General features: G+C 42.9%; 1 protein-coding gene (cut by a window edge). It reads right to left on the bottom strand.

What is annotated here, in order from left to right; all coding sequences use genetic code 11:
- A protein-coding gene (locus ACQ629_RS12625; RefSeq protein ID WP_483705496.1) for a T9SS type B sorting domain-containing protein crosses the window boundary here: on the bottom strand, window positions 1-22,359 show its 5' portion. The gene continues 7,137 nt to the left of window position 1, outside the view; only the first 22,359 of its 29,496 coding nucleotides appear in the window; its start codon is at window positions 22,357-22,359; its stop codon lies beyond the left edge, outside the window.

Genomic DNA, 22,359 nt, shown 5'->3' with positions numbered 1-22,359 from the left:
TACCGTAATTTCTTGGGTTACACTAATGCTGTTTCCTGCCGCATCTGTTACACTATACGTTCTGGTGATTAGCTCTGGATTGGTATTTCCATCACTTACATCACTTACATGCGCAACTGTTGGAACGCCACAGTTATCTGCCTCGTCTGTTACAGCTGCAATATTTACCGCTGGTACATCACTTGAACACTCAACATTAACCGCTGCTACATTGCTTGCCGTTGGATTCGTTGTGTCATTTACCGTAATTTCTTGGGTTACACTAATGCTGTTTCCTGCCGCATCTGTTACACTATACGTTCTGGTGATTAGCTCTGGATTGGTATTTCCATCACTTACATCACTTACGTGCGCAACTGTTGGAACACCACAGTTATCTGCCTCGTCTGTTACATCTGCAATATTTACCGCTGGTACATCACTTGAACACTCAACATTAACCGCTGCTACATTGCTTGCCGTTGGATTCGTTGTGTCATTTACCGTAATTTCTTGGGCTACACTAATGCTGTTTCCTGCCGCATCTGTTACACTATACGTTCTGGTGATTAGCTCTGGATTGGTATTTCCATCACTTACATCACTTACATGCGCAACTGTTGGAACGCCACAGTTATCTGCCTCGTCTGTTACAGCTGCAATATTTACCGCTGGTACATCACTTGAACACTCAACATTAACCGCTGCTACATTGCTTGCCGTTGGATTCGTTGTGTCATTTACCGTAATTTCTTGGGTTACACTAATGCTGTTTCCTGCCGCATCTGTTACACTATACGTTCTGGTGATTAGCTCTGGATTGGTATTTCCATCACTTACATCACTTACGTGCGCAACTGTTGGAACACCACAGTTATCTGCCTCGTCTGTTACAGCTGCAATATTTACCGCTGGTACATCACTTGAACACTCAACATTCACTGCTGCTACATTGCTTGCCGTTGGATTCGTTGTGTCATTTACCGTAATTTCTTGGGCTACACTAATGCTGTTTCCTGCCGCATCTGTTACACTATACGTTCTGGTGATTAGCTCTGGATTGGTATTTCCATCACTTACATCACTTACGTGCGCAACTGTTGGAACACCACAGTTATCTGCCTCGTCTGTTACAGCTGCAATATTTACCGCTGGTACATCACTTGAACACTCAACATTCACTGCCGCTACATTGCTTGCCGTTGGATTCGTTGTGTCATTTACCGTAATTTCTTGGGCTACACTAATGCTGTTTCCTGCCGCATCTGTTACACTATACGTTCTGGTGATTAGCTCTGGATTGGTATTTCCATCACTTACATCACTTACGTGCGCAACCGTTGGAACACCACAGTTATCTGCCTCGTCTGTTACATCTGCAATATTTACCGCTGGTACATCACTTGAACACTCAACATTAACCGCTGCTACATTGCTTGCCGTTGGATTCGTTGTGTCATTTACCGTAATTTCTTGGGTTACACTAATGCTGTTTCCTGCCGCATCTGTTACACTATACGTTCTGGTGATTAGCTCTGGATTGGTATTTCCATCACTTACATCACTTACGTGCGCAACTGTTGGAACACCACAGTTATCTGCCTCGTCTGTTACAGCTGCAATATTTACCGCTGGTACATCACTTGAACACTCAACATTAACCGCTGCTACATTGCTTGCCGTTGGATTCGTTGTGTCATTTACCGTAATTTCTTGGGTTACACTAATGCTGTTTCCTGCCGCATCTGTTACACTATACGTTCTGGTGATTAGCTCTGGATTGGTATTTCCATCACTTACATCACTTACGTGCGCAACTGTTGGAACACCACAGTTATCTGCCTCGTCTGTTACATCTGCAATATTTACCGCTGGTACATCACTTGAACACTCAACATTAACCGCTGCTACATTGCTTGCCGTTGGATTCGTTGTGTCATTTACCGTAATTTCTTGGGTTACACTAATGCTGTTTCCTGCCGCATCTGTTACACTATACGTTCTGGTGATTAGCTCTGGATTGGTATTTCCATCACTTACATCACTTACATGCGCAACTGTTGGAACGCCACAGTTATCTGCCTCGTCTGTTACAGCTGCAATATTTACCGCTGGTACATCACTTGAACACTCAACATTAACCGCTGCTACATTGCTTGCCGTTGGATTCGTTGTGTCATTTACCTTAATTTCTTGGGTTACACTAATGCTGTTTCCTGCCGCATCTGTTACACTATACGTTCTGGTGATTAGCTCTGGATTGGTATTTCCATCACTTACATCACTTACATGCGCAACTGTTGGAACACCACAGTTATCTGCCTCGTCTGTTACATCTGCAATATTTACCGCTGGTACATCACTTGAACACTCAACATTAACCGCTGCTACATTGCTTGCCGTTGGATTCGTTGTGTCATTTACCGTAATTTCTTGGGCTACACTAATGCTGTTTCCTGCCGCATCTGTTACACTATACGTTCTGGTGATTAGCTCTGGATTGGTATTTCCATCACTTACATCACTTACATGCGCAACTGTTGGAACGCCACAGTTATCTGCCTCGTCTGTTACAGCTGCAATATTTACCGCTGGTACATCACTTGAACACTCAACATTCACTGCTGCTACATTGCTTGCCGTTGGATTCGTTGTGTCATTTACCGTAATTTCTTGGGTTACACTAATGCTGTTTCCTGCCGCATCTGTTACACTATACGTTCTGGTGATTAGCTCTGGATTGGTATTTCCATCACTTACATCACTTACGTGCGCAACTGTTGGAACACCACAGTTATCTGCCTCGTCTGTTACATCTGCAATATTTACCGCTGGTACATCACTTGAACACTCAACATTAACCGCTGCTACATTGCTTGCCGTTGGATTCGTTGTGTCATTTACCGTAATTTCTTGGGCTACACTAATGCTGTTTCCTGCCGCATCTGTTACACTATACGTTCTGGTGATTAGCTCTGGATTGGTATTTCCATCACTTACATCACTTACGTGCGCAACTGTTGGAACACCACAGTTATCTGCCTCGTCTGTTACAGCTGCAATATTTACCGCTGGTACATCACTTGAACACTCAACATTCACTGCCGCTACATTGCTTGCCGTTGGATTCGTTGTGTCATTTACCGTAATTTCTTGGGTTACACTAATGCTGTTTCCTGCCGCATCTGTTACACTATACGTTCTGGTGATTAGCTCTGGATTGGTATTTCCATCACTTACATCACTTACGTGCGCAACCGTTGGAACACCACAGTTATCTGCCTCGTCTGTTACAGCTGCAATATTTACCGCTGGTACATCACTTGAACACTCAACATTAACCGCTGCTACATTGCTTGCCGTTGGATTCGTTGTGTCATTTACCGTAATTTCTTGGGTTACACTAATGCTGTTTCCTGCCGCATCTGTTACACTATACGTTCTGGTGATTAGCTCTGGATTGGTATTTCCATCACTTACATCACTTACGTGCGCAACTGTTGGAACACCACAGTTATCTGCCTCGTCTGTTACATCTGCAATATTTACCGCTGGTACATCACTTGAACACTCAACATTAACCGCTGCTACATTGCTTGCCGTTGGATTCGTTGTGTCATTTACCGTAATTTCTTGGGTTACACTAATGCTGTTTCCTGCCGCATCTGTTACACTATACGTTCTGGTGATTAGCTCTGGATTGGTATTTCCATCACTTACATCACTTACGTGCGCAACTGTTGGAACACCACAGTTATCTGCCTCGTCTGTTACAGCTGCAATATTTACCGCTGGTACATCACTTGAACACTCAACATTCACTGCCGCTACATTGCTTGCCGTTGGATTCGTTGTGTCATTTACCGTAATTTCTTGGGTTACACTAATGCTGTTTCCTGCCGCATCTGTTACACTATACGTTCTGGTGATTAGCTCTGGATTGGTATTTCCATCACTTACATCACTTACGTGCGCAACTGTTGGAACACCACAGTTATCTGCCTCGTCTGTTACATCTGCAATATTTACCGCTGGTACATCACTTGAACACTCAACATTAACCGCTGCTACATTGCTTGCCGTTGGATTCGTTGTGTCATTTACCGTAATTTCTTGGGTTACACTAATGCTGTTTCCTGCCGCATCTGTTACACTATACGTTCTGGTGATTAGCTCTGGATTGGTATTTCCATCACTTACATCACTTACGTGCGCAACTGTTGGAACACCACAGTTATCTGCCTCGTCTGTTACAGCTGCAATATTTACCGCTGGTACATCACTTGAACACTCAACATTCACTGCCGCTACATTGCTTGCCGTTGGATTCGTTGTGTCATTTACCGTAATTTCTTGGGCTACACTAATGCTGTTTCCTGCCGCATCTGTTACACTATACGTTCTGGTGATTAGCTCTGGATTGGTATTTCCATCACTTACATCACTTACATGCGCAACTGTTGGAACACCACAGTTATCTGCCTCGTCTGTTACAGCTGCAATATTTACCGCTGGTACATCACTTGAACACTCAACATTAACCGCTGCTACATTGCTTGCCGTTGGATTCGTTGTGTCATTTACCGTAATTTCTTGGGTTACACTAATGCTGTTTCCTGCCGCATCTGTTACACTATACGTTCTGGTGATTAGCTCTGGATTGGTATTTCCATCACTTACATCACTTACGTGCGCAACTGTTGGAACACCACAGTTATCTGCCTCGTCTGTTACAGCTGCAATATTTACCGCTGGTACATCACTTGAACACTCAACATTAACCGCTGCTACATTGCTTGCCGTTGGATTCGTTGTGTCATTTACCGTAATTTCTTGGGCTACACTAATGCTGTTTCCTGCCGCATCTGTTACACTATACGTTCTGGTGATTAGCTCTGGATTGGTATTTCCATCACTTACATCACTTACGTGCGCAACCGTTGGAACACCACAGTTATCTGCCTCGTCTGTTACATCTGCAATATTTACCGCTGGTACATCACTTGAACACTCAACATTAACCGCTGCTACATTGCTTGCCGTTGGATTCGTTGTGTCATTTACCGTAATTTCTTGGGTTACACTAATGCTGTTTCCTGCCGCATCTGTTACACTATACGTTCTGGTGATTAGCTCTGGATTGGTATTTCCATCACTTACATCACTTACGTGCGCAACTGTTGGAACACCACAGTTATCTGCCTCGTCTGTTACAGCTGCAATATTTACCGCTGGTACATCACTTGAACACTCAACATTAACCGCTGCTACATTGCTTGCCGTTGGATTCGTTGTGTCATTTACCGTAATTTCTTGGGTTACACTAATGCTGTTTCCTGCCGCATCTGTTACACTATACGTTCTGGTGATTAGCTCTGGATTGGTATTTCCATCACTTACATCACTTACGTGCGCAACTGTTGGAACACCACAGTTATCTGCCTCGTCTGTTACAGCTGCAATATTTACCGCTGGTACATCACTTGAACACTCAACATTCACTGCCGCTACATTGCTTGCCGTTGGATTCGTTGTGTCATTTACCGTAATTTCTTGGGTTACACTAATGCTGTTTCCTGCCGCATCTGTTACACTATACGTTCTGGTGATTAGCTCTGGATTGGTATTTCCATCACTTACATCACTTACGTGCGCAACTGTTGGAACACCACAGTTATCTGCCTCGTCTGTTACAGCTGCAATATTTACCGCTGGTACATCACTTGAACACTCAACATTCACTGCCGCTACATTGCTTGCCGTTGGATTCGTTGTGTCATTTACCGTAATTTCTTGGGTTACACTAATGCTGTTTCCTGCCGCATCTGTTACACTATACGTTCTGGTGATTAGCTCTGGATTGGTATTTCCATCACTTACATCACTTACGTGCGCAACTGTTGGAACACCACAGTTATCTGCCTCGTCTGTTACAGCTGCAATATTTACCGCTGGTACATCACTTGAACACTCAACATTCACTGCCGCTACATTGCTTGCCGTTGGATTCGTTGTGTCATTTACCGTAATTTCTTGGGTTACACTAATGCTGTTTCCTGCCGCATCTGTTACACTATACGTTCTGGTGATTAGCTCTGGATTGGTATTTCCATCACTTACATCACTTACGTGCGCAACTGTTGGAACACCACAGTTATCTGCCTCGTCTGTTACAGCTGCAATATTTACCGCTGGTACATCACTTGAACACTCAACATTCACTGCCGCTACATTGCTTGCCGTTGGATTCGTTGTGTCATTTACCGTAATTTCTTGGGTTACACTAATGCTGTTTCCTGCCGCATCTGTTACACTATACGTTCTGGTGATTAGCTCTGGATTGGTATTTCCATCACTTACATCACTTACGTGCGCAACTGTTGGAACACCACAGTTATCTGCCTCGTCTGTTACAGCTGCAATATTTACCGCTGGTACATCACTTGAACACTCAACATTCACTGCCGCTACATTGCTTGCCGTTGGATTCGTTGTGTCATTTACCGTAATTTCTTGGGTTACACTAATGCTGTTTCCTGCCGCATCTGTTACACTATACGTTCTGGTGATTACCTCTGGATTGGTATTTCCATCACTTACATCACTTACGTGCGCAACCGTTGGAACACCACAGTTATCTGCCTCGTCTGTTACAGCTGCAATATTTACCGCTGGTACATCACTTGAACACTCAACATTAACCGCTGCTACATTGCTTGCCGTTGGATTCGTTGTGTCATTTACCGTAATTTCTTGGGTTACACTAATGCTGTTTCCTGCCGCATCTGTTACACTATACGTTCTGGTGATTAGCTCTGGATTGGTATTTCCATCACTTACATCACTTACGTGCGCAACTGTTGGAACACCACAGTTATCTGCCTCGTCTGTTACATCTGCAATATTTACCGCTGGTACATCACTTGAACACTCAACATTAACCGCTGCTACATTGCTTGCCGTTGGATTCGTTGTGTCATTTACCGTAATTTCTTGGGCTACACTAATGCTGTTTCCTGCCGCATCTGTTACACTATACGTTCTGGTGATTAGCTCTGGATTGGTATTTCCATCACTTACATCACTTACGTGCGCAACTGTTGGAACACCACAGTTATCTGCCTCGTCTGTTACAGCTGCAATATTTACCGCTGGTACATCACTTGAACACTCAACATTCACTGCCGCTACATTGCTTGCCGTTGGATTCGTTGTGTCATTTACCGTAATTTCTTGGGTTACACTAATGCTGTTTCCTGCCGCATCTGTTACACTATACGTTCTGGTGATTAGCTCTGGATTGGTATTTCCATCACTTACATCACTTACGTGCGCAACCGTTGGAACACCACAGTTATCTGCCTCGTCTGTTACAGCTGCAATATTTACCGCTGGTACATCACTTGAACACTCAACATTAACCGCTGCTACATTGCTTGCCGTTGGATTCGTTGTGTCATTTACCGTAATTTCTTGGGTTACACTAATGCTGTTTCCTGCCGCATCTGTTACACTATACGTTCTGGTGATTAGCTCTGGATTGGTATTTCCATCACTTACATCACTTACGTGCGCAACTGTTGGAACACCACAGTTATCTGCCTCGTCTGTTACATCTGCAATATTTACCGCTGGTACATCACTTGAACACTCAACATTAACCGCTGCTACATTGCTTGCCGTTGGATTCGTTGTGTCATTTACCGTAATTTCTTGGGTTACACTAATGCTGTTTCCTGCCGCATCTGTTACACTATACGTTCTGGTGATTAGCTCTGGATTGGTATTTCCATCACTTACATCACTTACGTGCGCAACTGTTGGAACACCACAGTTATCTGCCTCGTCTGTTACAGCTGCAATATTTACCGCTGGTACATCACTTGAACACTCAACATTCACTGCCGCTACATTGCTTGCCGTTGGATTCGTTGTGTCATTTACCGTAATTTCTTGGGCTACACTAATGCTGTTTCCTGCCGCATCTGTTACACTATACGTTCTGGTGATTAGCTCTGGATTGGTATTTCCATCACTTACATCACTTACATGCGCAACTGTTGGAACACCACAGTTATCTGCCTCGTCTGTTACAGCTGCAATATTTACCGCTGGTACATCACTTGAACACTCAACATTAACCGCTGCTACATTGCTTGCCGTTGGATTCGTTGTGTCATTTACCGTAATTTCTTGGGTTACACTAATGCTGTTTCCTGCCGCATCTGTTACACTATACGTTCTGGTGATTAGCTCTGGATTGGTATTTCCATCACTTACATCACTTACGTGCGCAACTGTTGGAACACCACAGTTATCTGCCTCGTCTGTTACAGCTGCAATATTTACCGCTGGTACATCACTTGAACACTCAACATTAACCGCTGCTACATTGCTTGCCGTTGGATTCGTTGTGTCATTTACCGTAATTTCTTGGGCTACACTAATGCTGTTTCCTGCCGCATCTGTTACACTATACGTTCTGGTGATTAGCTCTGGATTGGTATTTCCATCACTTACATCACTTACGTGCGCAACCGTTGGAACACCACAGTTATCTGCCTCGTCTGTTACAGCTGCAATATTTACCGCTGGTACATCACTTGAACACTCAACATTAACCGCTGCTACATTGCTTGCCGTTGGATTCGTTGTGTCATTTACCGTAATTTCTTGGGTTACACTAATGCTGTTTCCTGCCGCATCTGTTACACTATACGTTCTGGTGATTAGCTCTGGATTGGTATTTCCATCACTTACATCACTTACGTGCGCAACTGTTGGAACACCACAGTTATCTGCCTCGTCTGTTACATCTGCAATATTTACCGCTGGTACATCACTTGAACACTCAACATTAACCGCTGCTACATTGCTTGCCGTTGGATTCGTTGTGTCATTTACCGTAATTTCTTGGGTTACACTAATGCTGTTTCCTGCCGCATCTGTTACACTATACGTTCTGGTGATTAGCTCTGGATTGGTATTTCCATCACTTACATCACTTACGTGCGCAACTGTTGGAACACCACAGTTATCTGCCTCGTCTGTTACAGCTGCAATATTTACCGCTGGTACATCACTTGAACACTCAACATTCACTGCCGCTACATTGCTTGCCGTTGGATTCGTTGTGTCATTTACCGTAATTTCTTGGGTTACACTAATGCTGTTTCCTGCCGCATCTGTTACACTATACGTTCTGGTGATTAGCTCTGGATTGGTATTTCCATCACTTACATCACTTACGTGCGCAACTGTTGGAACACCACAGTTATCTGCCTCGTCTGTTACAGCTGCAATATTTACCGCTGGTACATCACTTGAACACTCAACATTCACTGCCGCTACATTGCTTGCCGTTGGATTCGTTGTGTCATTTACCGTAATTTCTTGGGTTACACTAATGCTGTTTCCTGCCGCATCTGTTACACTATACGTTCTGGTGATTAGCTCTGGATTGGTATTTCCATCACTTACATCACTTACGTGCGCAACTGTTGGAACACCACAGTTATCTGCCTCGTCTGTTACAGCTGCAATATTTACCGCTGGTACATCACTTGAACACTCAACATTCACTGCCGCTACATTGCTTGCCGTTGGATTCGTTGTGTCATTTACCGTAATTTCTTGGGTTACACTAATGCTGTTTCCTGCCGCATCTGTTACACTATACGTTCTGGTGATTAGCTCTGGATTGGTATTTCCATCACTTACATCACTTACGTGCGCAACTGTTGGAACACCACAGTTATCTGCCTCGTCTGTTACAGCTGCAATATTTACCGCTGGTACATCACTTGAACACTCAACATTCACTGCCGCTACATTGCTTGCCGTTGGATTCGTTGTGTCATTTACCGTAATTTCTTGGGTTACACTAATGCTGTTTCCTGCCGCATCTGTTACACTATACGTTCTGGTGATTAGCTCTGGATTGGTATTTCCATCACTTACATCACTTACGTGCGCAACTGTTGGAACACCACAGTTATCTGCCTCGTCTGTTACAGCTGCAATATTTACCGCTGGTACATCACTTGAACACTCAACATTCACTGCCGCTACATTGCTTGCCGTTGGATTCGTTGTGTCATTTACCGTAATTTCTTGGGTTACACTAATGCTGTTTCCTGCCGCATCTGTTACACTATACGTTCTGGTGATTAGCTCTGGATTGGTATTTCCATCACTTACATCACTTACGTGCGCAACCGTTGGAACACCACAGTTATCTGCCTCGTCTGTTACAGCTGCAATATTTACCGCTGGTACATCACTTGAACACTCAACATTAACCGCTGCTACATTGCTTGCCGTTGGATTCGTTGTGTCATTTACCGTAATTTCTTGGGTTACACTAATGCTGTTTCCTGCCGCATCTGTTACACTATACGTTCTGGTGATTAGCTCTGGATTGGTATTTCCATCACTTACATCACTTACGTGCGCAACTGTTGGAACACCACAGTTATCTGCCTCGTCTGTTACAGCTGCAATATTTACCGCTGGTACATCACTTGAACACTCAACATTAACCGCTGCTACATTGCTTGCCGTTGGATTCGTTGTGTCATTTACCGTAATTTCTTGGGTTACACTAATGCTGTTTCCTGCCGCATCTGTTACACTATACGTTCTGGTGATTAGCTCTGGATTGGTATTTCCATCACTTACATCACTTACATGCGCAACTGTTGGAACGCCACAGTTATCTGCCTCGTCTGTTACAGCTGCAATATTTACCGCTGGTACATCACTTGAACACTCAACATTAACCGCTGCTACATTGCTTGCCGTTGGATTCGTTGTGTCATTTACCGTAATTTCTTGGGTTACACTAATGCTGTTTCCTGCCGCATCTGTTACACTATACGTTCTGGTGATTACCTCTGGATTGGTATTTCCATCACTTACATCACTTACGTGCGCAACTGTTGGAACACCACAGTTATCTGCCTCGTCTGTTACAGCTGCAATATTTACCGCTGGTACATCACTTGAACACTCAACATTAACCGCTGCTACATTGCTTGCCGTTGGATTCGTTGTGTCATTTACCGTAATTTCTTGGGTTACACTAATGCTGTTTCCTGCCGCATCTGTTACACTATACGTTCTGGTGATTAGCTCTGGATTGGTATTTCCATCACTTACATCACTTACGTGCGCAACTGTTGGAACACCACAGTTATCTGCCTCGTCTGTTACAGCTGCAATATTTACCGCTGGTACATCACTTGAACACTCAACATTAACCGCTGCTACATTGCTTGCCGTTGGATTCGTTGTGTCATTTACCGTAATTTCTTGGGTTACACTAATGCTGTTTCCTGCCGCATCTGTTACACTATACGTTCTGGTGATTAGCTCTGGATTGGTATTTCCATCACTTACATCACTTACATGCGCAACTGTTGGAACGCCACAGTTATCTGCCTCGTCTGTTACAGCTGCAATATTTACCGCTGGTACATCACTTGAACACTCAACATTCACTGCCGCTACATTGCTTGCCGTTGGATTCGTTGTGTCATTTACCGTAATTTCTTGGGTTACACTAATGCTGTTTCCTGCCGCATCTGTTACACTATACGTTCTGGTGATTAGCTCTGGATTGGTATTTCCATCACTTACATCACTTACGTGCGCAACCGTTGGAACACCACAGTTATCTGCCTCGTCTGTTACATCTGCAATATTTACCGCTGGTACATCACTTGAACACTCAACATTAACCGCTGCTACATTGCTTGCCGTTGGATTCGTTGTGTCATTTACCGTAATTTCTTGGGTTACACTAATGCTGTTTCCTGCCGCATCTGTTACACTATACGTTCTGGTGATTAGCTCTGGATTGGTATTTCCATCACTTACATCACTTACGTGCGCAACTGTTGGAACACCACAGTTATCTGCCTCGTCTGTTACATCTGCAATATTTACCGCTGGTACATCACTTGAACACTCAACATTAACCGCTGCTACATTGCTTGCCGTTGGATTCGTTGTGTCATTTACCGTAATTTCTTGGGTTACACTAATGCTGTTTCCTGCCGCATCTGTTACACTATACGTTCTGGTGATTAGCTCTGGATTGGTATTTCCATCACTTACATCACTTACGTGCGCAACTGTTGGAACACCACAGTTATCTGCCTCGTCTGTTACATCTGCAATATTTACCGCTGGTACATCACTTGAACACTCAACATTCACTGCCGCTACATTGCTTGCCGTTGGATTCGTTGTGTCATTTACCGTAATTTCTTGGGTTACACTAATGCTGTTTCCTGCCGCATCTGTTACACTATACGTTCTGGTGATTAGCTCTGGATTGGTATTTCCATCACTTACATCACTTACGTGCGCAACTGTTGGAACACCACAGTTATCTGCCTCGTCTGTTACAGCTGCAATATTTACCGCTGGTACATCACTTGAACACTCAACATTCACTGCCGCTACATTGCTTGCCGTTGGATTCGTTGTGTCATTTACCGTAATTTCTTGGGTTACACTAATGCTGTTTCCTGCCGCATCTGTTACACTATACGTTCTGGTGATTAGCTCTGGATTGGTATTTCCATCACTTACATCACTTACGTGCGCAACTGTTGGAACACCACAGTTATCTGCCTCGTCTGTTACAGCTGCAATATTTACCGCTGGTACATCACTTGAACACTCAACATTCACTGCCGCTACATTGCTTGCCGTTGGATTCGTTGTGTCATTTACCGTAATTTCTTGGGTTACACTAATGCTGTTTCCTGCCGCATCTGTTACACTATACGTTCTGGTGATTAGCTCTGGATTGGTATTTCCATCACTTACATCACTTACGTGCGCAACCGTTGGAACACCACAGTTATCTGCCTCGTCTGTTACATCTGCAATATTTACCGCTGGTACATCACTTGAACACTCAACATTAACCGCTGCTACATTGCTTGCCGTTGGATTCGTTGTGTCATTTACCGTAATTTCTTGGGTTACACTAATGCTGTTTCCTGCCGCATCTGTTACACTATACGTTCTGGTGATTAGCTCTGGATTGGTATTTCCATCACTTACATCACTTACGTGCGCAACTGTTGGAACACCACAGTTATCTGCCTCGTCTGTTACATCTGCAATATTTACCGCTGGTACATCACTTGAACACTCAACATTAACCGCTGCTACATTGCTTGCCGTTGGATTCGTTGTGTCATTTACCGTAATTTCTTGGGTTACACTAATGCTGTTTCCTGCCGCATCTGTTACACTATACGTTCTGGTGATTAGCTCTGGATTGGTATTTCCATCACTTACATCACTTACATGCGCAACTGTTGGAACGCCACAGTTATCTGCCTCGTCTGTTACAGCTGCAATATTTACCGCTGGTACATCACTTGAACACTCAACATTAACCGCTGCTACATTGCTTGCCGTTGGATTCGTTGTGTCATTTACCGTAATTTCTTGGGTTACACTAATGCTGTTTCCTGCCGCATCTGTTACACTATACGTTCTGGTGATTAGCTCTGGATTGGTATTTCCATCACTTACATCACTTACGTGCGCAACTGTTGGAACACCACAGTTATCTGCCTCGTCTGTTACAGCTGCAATATTTACCGCTGGTACATCACTTGAACACTCAACATTCACTGCCGCTACATTGCTTGCCGTTGGATTCGTTGTGTCATTTACCGTAATTTCTTGGGCTACACTAATGCTGTTTCCTGCCGCATCTGTTACACTATACGTTCTGGTGATTAGCTCTGGATTGGTATTTCCATCACTTACATCACTTACGTGCGCAACTGTTGGAACACCACAGTTATCTGCCTCGTCTGTTACATCTGCAATATTTACCGCTGGTACATCACTTGAACACTCAACATTCACTGCCGCTACATTGCTTGCCGTTGGATTCGTTGTGTCATTTACCGTAATTTCTTGGGCTACACTAATGCTGTTTCCTGCCGCATCTGTTACACTATACGTTCTGGTGATTAGCTCTGGATTGGTATTTCCATCACTTACATCACTTACGTGCGCAACTGTTGGAACACCACAGTTATCTGCCTCGTCTGTTACAGCTGCAATATTTACCGCTGGTACATCACTTGAACACTCAACATTCACTGCCGCTACATTGCTTGCCGTTGGATTCGTTGTGTCATTTACCGTAATTTCTTGGGTTACACTAATGCTGTTTCCTGCCGCATCTGTTACACTATACGTTCTGGTGATTAGCTCTGGATTGGTATTTCCATCACTTACATCACTTACGTGCGCAACTGTTGGAACACCACAGTTATCTGCCTCGTCTGTTACATCTGCAATATTTACCGCTGGTACATCACTTGAACACTCAACATTAACCGCTGCTACATTGCTTGCCGTTGGATTCGTTGTGTCATTTACCGTAATTTCTTGGGTTACACTAATGCTGTTTCCTGCCGCATCTGTTACACTATACGTTCTGGTGATTAGCTCTGGATTGGTATTTCCATCACTTACATCACTTACGTGCGCAACTGTTGGAACACCACAGTTATCTGCCTCGTCTGTTACATCTGCAATATTTACCGCTGGTACATCACTTGAACACTCAACATTCACTGCCGCTACATTGCTTGCCGTTGGATTCGTTGTGTCATTTACCGTAATTTCTTGGGTTACACTAATGCTGTTTCCTGCCGCATCTGTTACACTATACGTTCTGGTGATTAGCTCTGGATTGGTATTTCCATCACTTACATCACTTACGTGCGCAACTGTTGGAACACCACAGTTATCTGCCTCGTCTGTTACAGCTGCAATATTTACCGCTGGTACATCACTTGAACACTCAACATTCACTGCCGCTACATTGCTTGCCGTTGGATTCGTTGTGTCATTTACCGTAATTTCTTGGGTTACACTAATGCTGTTTCCTGCCGCATCTGTTACACTATACGTTCTGGTGATTAGCTCTGGATTGGTATTTCCATCACTTACATCACTTACGTGCGCAACTGTTGGAACACCACAGTTATCTGCCTCGTCTGTTACATCTGCAATATTTACCGCTGGTACATCACTTGAACACTCAACATTAACCGCTGCTACATTGCTTGCCGTTGGATTCGTTGTGTCATTTACCGTAATTTCTTGGGTTACACTAATGCTGTTTCCTGCCGCATCTGTTACACTATACGTTCTGGTGATTAGCTCTGGATTGGTATTTCCATCACTTACATCACTTACGTGCGCAACTGTTGGAACACCACAGTTATCTGCCTCGTCTGTTACAGCTGCAATATTTACCGCTGGTACATCACTTGAACACTCAACATTCACTGCCGCTACATTGCTTGCCGTTGGATTCGTTGTGTCATTTACCGTAATTTCTTGGGTTACACTAATGCTGTTTCCTGCCGCATCTGTTACACTATACGTTCTGGTGATTAGCTCTGGATTGGTATTTCCATCACTTACATCACTTACGTGCGCAACTGTTGGAACACCACAGTTATCTGCCTCGTCTGTTACAGCTGCAATATTTACCGCTGGTACATCACTTGAACACTCAACATTCACTGCCGCTACATTGCTTGCCGTTGGATTCGTTGTGTCATTTACCGTAATTTCTTGGGTTACACTAATGCTGTTTCCTGCCGCATCTGTTACACTATACGTTCTGGTGATTAGCTCTGGATTGGTATTTCCATCACTTACATCACTTACGTGCGCAACTGTTGGAACACCACAGTTATCTGCCTCGTCTGTTACAGCTGCAATATTTACCGCTGGTACATCACTTGAACACTCAACATTCACTGCCGCTACATTGCTTGCCGTTGGATTCGTTGTGTCATTTACCGTAATTTCTTGGGTTACACTAATGCTGTTTCCTGCCGCATCTGTTACACTATACGTTCTGGTGATTAGCTCTGGATTGGTATTTCCATCACTTACATCACTTACGTGCGCAACCGTTGGAACACCACAGTTATCTGCCTCGTCTGTTACAGCTGCAATATTTACCGCTGGTACATCACTTGAACACTCAACATTAACCGCTGCTACATTGCTTGCCGTTGGATTCGTTGTGTCATTTACCGTAATTTCTTGGGTTACACTAATGCTGTTTCCTGCCGCATCTGTTACACTATACGTTCTGGTGATTAGCTCTGGATTGGTATTTCCATCACTTACATCACTTACGTGCGCAACTGTTGGAACACCACAGTTATCTGCCTCGTCTGTTACAGCTGCAATATTTACCGCTGGTACATCACTTGAACACTCAACATTAACCGCTGCTACATTGCTTGCCGTTGGATTCGTTGTGTCATTTACCGTAATTTCTTGGGTTACACTAATGCTGTTTCCTGCCGCATCTGTTACACTATACGTTCTGGTGATTAGCTCTGGATTGGTATTTCCATCACTTACATCACTTACATGCGCAACTGTTGGAACGCCACAGTTATCTGCCTCGTCTGTTACAGCTGCAATATTTACCGCTGGTACATCACTTGAACACTCAACATTAACCGCTGCTACATTGCTTGCCGTTGGATTCGTTGTGTCATTTACCGTAATTTCTTGGGTTACACTAATGCTGTTTCCTGCCGCATCTGTTACACTATACGTTCTGGTGATTACCTCTGGATTGGTATTTCCATCACTTACATCACTTACGTGCGCAACCGTTGGAACACCACAGTTATCTGCCTCGTCTGTTACAGCTGCAATATTTACCGCTGGTACATCACTTGAACACTCAACATTCACTGCCGCTACATTGCTTGCCGTTGGATTCGTTGTGTCATTTACCGTAATTTCTTGGGTTACACTAATGCTGTTTCCTGCCGCATCTGTTACACTATACGTTCTGGTGATTAGCTCTGGATTGGTATTTCCATCACTTACATCACTTACGTGCGCAACTGTTGGAACACCACAGTTATCTGCCTCGTCTGTTACAGCTGCAATATTTACCGCTGGTACATCACTTGAACACTCAACATTCACTGCCGCTACATTGCTTGCCGTTGGATTCGTTGTGTCATTTACCGTAATTTCTTGGGTTACACTAATGCTGTTTCCTGCCGCATCTGTTACACTATACGTTCTGGTGATTAGCTCTGGATTGGTATTTCCATCACTTACATCACTTACGTGCGCAACCGTTGGAACACCACAGTTATCTGCCTCGTCTGTTACAGCTGCAATATTTACCGCTGGTACATCACTTGAACACTCAACATTAACCGCTGCTACATTGCTTGCCGTTGGATTCGTTGTGTCATTTACCGTAATTTCTTGGGTTACACTAATGCTGTTTCCTGCCGCATCTGTTACACTATACGTTCTGGTGATTAGCTCTGGATTGGTATTTCCATCACTTACATCACTTACGTGCGCAACTGTTGGAACACCACAGTTATCTGCCTCGTCTGTTACAGCTGCAATATTTACCGCTGGTACATCACTTGAACACTCAACATTAACCGCTGCTACATTGCTTGCCGTTGGATTCGTTGTGTCATTTACCGTAATTTCTTGGGTTACACTAATGCTGTTTCCTGCCGCATCTGTTACACTATACGTTCTGGTGATTAGCTCTGGATTGGTATTTCCATCACTTACATCACTTACATGCGCAACTGTTGGAACGCCACAGTTATCTGCCTCGTCTGTTACAGCTGCAATATTTACCGCTGGTACATCACTTGAACACTCAACATTAACCGCTGCTACATTGCTTGCCGTTGGATTCGTTGTGTCATTTACCGTAATTTCTTGGGTTACACTAATGCTGTTTCCTGCCGCATCTGTTACACTATACGTTCTGGTGATTAGCTCTGGATTGGTATTTCCATCACTTACATCACTTACGTGCGCAACTGTTGGAACACCACAGTTATCTGCCTCGTCTGTTACAGCTGCAATATTTACCGCTGGTACATCACTTGAACACTCAACATTAACCGCTGCTACATTGCTTGCCGTTGGATTCGTTGTGTCATTTACCGTAATTTCTTGGGCTACACTAATGCTGTTTCCTGCCGCATCTGTTACACTATACGTTCTGGTGATTAGCTCTGGATTGGTATTTCCATCACTTACATCACTTACGTGCGCAACTGTTGGAACGCCACAGTTATCTGCCTCGTCTGTTACAGCTGCAATATTTACCGCTGGTACATCACTTGAACACTCAACATTAACCGCTGCTACATTGCTTGCCGTTGGATTCGTTGTGTCATTTACCGTAATTTCTTGGGTTACACTAATGCTGTTTCCTGCCGCATCTGTTACACTATACGTTCTGGTGATTAGCTCTGGATTGGTATTTCCATCACTTACATCACTTACGTGCGCAACTGTTGGAACACCACAGTTATCTGCCTCGTCTGTTACATCTGCAATATTTACCGCTGGTACATCACTTGAACACTCAACATTAACCGCTGCTACATTGCTTGCCGTTGGATTCGTTGTGTCATTTACCGTAATTTCTTGGGCTACACTAATGCTGTTTCCTGCCGCATCTGTTACACTATACGTTCTGGTGATTAGCTCTGGATTGGTATTTCCATCACTTACATCACTTACGTGCGCAACTGTTGGAACACCACAGTTATCTGCCTCGTCTGTTACATCTGCAATATTTACCGCTGGTACATCACTTGAACACTCAACATTCACTGCCGCTACATTGCTTGCCGTTGGATTCGTTGTGTCATTTACCGTAATTTCTTGGGTTACACTAATGCTGTTTCCTGCCGCATCTGTTACACTATACGTTCTGGTGATTAGCTCTGGATTGGTATTTCCATCACTTACATCACTTACGTGCGCAACCGTTGGAACACCACAGTTATCTGCCTCGTCTGTTACATCTGCAATATTTACCGCTGGTACATCACTTGAACACTCAACATTAACCGCTGCTACATTGCTTGCCGTTGGATTCGTTGTGTCATTTACCGTAATTTCTTGGGTTACACTAATGCTGTTTCCTGCCGCATCTGTTACACTATACGTTCTGGTGATTAGCTCTGGATTGGTATTTCCATCACTTACATCACTTACGTGCGCAACTGTTGGAACACCACAGTTATCTGCCTCGTCTGTTACAGCTGCAATATTTACCGCTGGTACATCACTTGAACACTCAACATTAACCGCTGCTACATTGCTTGCCGTTGGATTCGTTGTGTCATTTACCGTAATTTCTTGGGTTACACTAATGCTGTTTCCTGCCGCATCTGTTACACTATACGTTCTGGTGATTAGCTCTGGATTGGTATTTCCATCACTTACATCACTTACGTGCGCAACTGTTGGAACACCACAGTTATCTGCCTCGTCTGTTACAGCTGCAATATTTACCGCTGGTACATCACTTGAACACTCAACATTAACCGCTGCTACATTGCTTGCCGTTGGATTCGTTGTGTCATTAACTGTGATTGTTTCACTTTCCGTTAATACACGATTACAAGTACCATTGTTTATACTTGTTAAATTAATTGTTGTATCTGTTGTTACCCCTGGAACTGTTATTTCTACTGTTCCTCCTGGTTGAATTATAACAGAATTTGTTGCTCCTCCTTCAACATTATAACTTACAGCATTACCAGCATCACCACTAATAGTAAACACTGCATCTAAGCCTGGACATATTGGACCATTTGAACTTACTGTTGCCCCATTTGGTAAAGAATTTACTGTGATATCAATTGTTGATTCATCCTCACATCCTCCTGGAGAAGTAACTATATATGTTATCGTTGCTAAACCTGAACTAACCCCTGTAACAACACCTGATGAGTTTACAGTAGCGAATGATGTGTTAGAGCTGCTCCAAAACCCACCTAAACTTCCATCAGTTGTTAACGATAAAGTGCTTGACACGCAAACATCTGTTCCTCCACTTAAAGTACCTGCATTAGCACTATTTGCTGTAGTTACATTCGCAGTTGTTCCTTGTCCTTCATCATTATTTGAACCATCAGCGGCACCTGATGTATTAACTAAATTAGGAACTCCATTTGTATTTACACCGCCTTCAGTAGCTATATTTATACTACCGTTAGCATTTAATTGAGATATCACAACACTTTCATCTGCCTCTATTGCGTCAAAACACCCATCATTATCGGAGTCTGTATCTAAATAATCTGGTGTACCATCATTATCCGTATCTTGTTGAACTATACTGTTACATGTTATATCTACAGTATACTCCAAGGCAAATGAATTAAAATCACAAAAAGATCCGACACCTGAACCTGTTATTGCTAGTATTGATATACCTGGAACACCACTTCCAATATCACTAACTGTTACCACCTGATTGAAAGCAGGTGCTGGAGACAATAAATTTGCTTCACATGTTGCTGAAGCAACAGGTAATGACATTTGACTACTTGTGGATCCATCTATAGTTAATGTAAAATACTCATTAGTTCCTCCATCAATATCTCCTCTTACCAGAAGATTTGAAACATTAACTTGGTCTCCTATCTTAACACCTAAACTTGATAAATCTATGTTTTGAGTACGACTATCTCCTCCTCCATTATTAACACGACTATCTAGTACATTAGATACAAAAGTAGTATTTGAACAAGTTATGAATCCTTCATCCACATCTAAAATACCATCATTATCATCATCTAAATCGCAACTATTATTAATTCCGTCTGCATCTGGATCATTGGCTGTTACTGTACCTAATACAGCGCCATTAACACATGGGTCTGTTGCTGTAGACACTGTATTTGAATTCTCTACCTGAGTTGTTGATACTCCTCCACTTGAAGTAGAATATTCTGTTGTAGCTTGGTTAGTAATTGAAGAAGGTAAGACCCCTGAATTAACTTGAACCCTAAAAGTTACTGTAGCTTGCCCACCTACAGAAATAACACCTGATGGTTTAGAAAGTGAATTAATTTCGGAAGCTACCGAATATGGCATATTGCCAGACACATCTGATACAGAAACACTATTTAACTCGGTAGAGTTAGCCATATATGTTGTAAAAGAAGGTATTGCATCTTGTAAAGTTGCATCTTCTGAAAAGAAATTACCAGAATTTGAAACAACAATACTATACTCTAAAACATCTCCTGTGACAGCTGTAATAGCAGGGTTTTCTCCTCTTGTTATATTCCTTACAGATTTAACTGCTGATAAGTTTGGATTTAAATTAGGTGTAGAACATGAACCTAAATCATAAACTCTTGGCGAAACAGTTCCCACTATTGTACCTGTTAAAGTTGCTGCTGAAAAATCTACAGAAACGACTGTTGCTCCAGAATCTGTTGTTGTAATTAAATTACTTGAAGCATCAAAAGCTACACCTGTTGCTCCATCTGGACCAATATTACCTAAATTATCAGCTGATAAGGTTGTTGTATTTATAACATAAAGATATGAAGCTCCTGAACCTCCTACTGATGCATACCAATGTAATCTTCCATTTCCATCAAAAGTCATATCACCGTATGCCAATGTTGATCCAATGGTATCTCCGGCATCAAAAACTAAAGCTCCTAAATCTGCTGCAGCTCCTGTTGCTCCGTTATTAACCCTTCTTAAATGATAAGAACTATCTATATAATAAACGTTACCGCTAGCATCTGCTGCTTGACCAACAAAAAAACCAGGTAATGTAGCACCTGTATTAATTTGTGTACCCCCATTTGAACGTAATAAAGGAGGAGAACCGAATGTAGCATTATCGTAATAAGCATTTCCATTAGCACTGATTGCTAATCCTCCTATATTTTGTGGTGCGGTATACACAGCTGTCATTGTAGTACCACTTAATTCATAAAGATTTCTTCTTCCTGTAGAGGAAGAACTTGCGTATACTTTATCGCATTGCAATATACTCGCTCTACAAATTCTTATAGAAAAACTATTAAGCCTACCTGTATCTGCTCCCTGATCATCACGAATTCGTAAAACCCAATTACCGACCGAGTTATCACCAATAAAAGCATCTAAGTTACCATCAGGATTATAAGTTCCTGCAAGGTTTGTGTTCGCAGTAGGTAGAGGTCTAGTAGAACTTTCATCAAAAGTTACATTATTAAAACCATTACCATTACCTCCTTTATCAAATGATAAATTAACTGTTCGCACATCTGATCCTCCTACCCTATGAACCAAACTTATATCTAAATCAGCATTCCAGGTGTGGTCGATATCAACAATAACATCTATATCTGTTATCGTGAATGAATTTGTTATCGAAATAGTTGACGCATCAAAAGGACCTGCATTGTCAGGTATATTATAATTTGTATTATTTGTAAGTGTTGTACAAACTTGTCCGTAAGAAAACAAAACAGAAAAACAGAAAAAAAGCAT

Source organism: Tenacibaculum sp. SM2510 (genome assembly GCF_057002845.1).
Note: the sequence above shows the minus strand (reverse complement) of the source record. Positions and strands in the feature narration are given on the sequence as shown.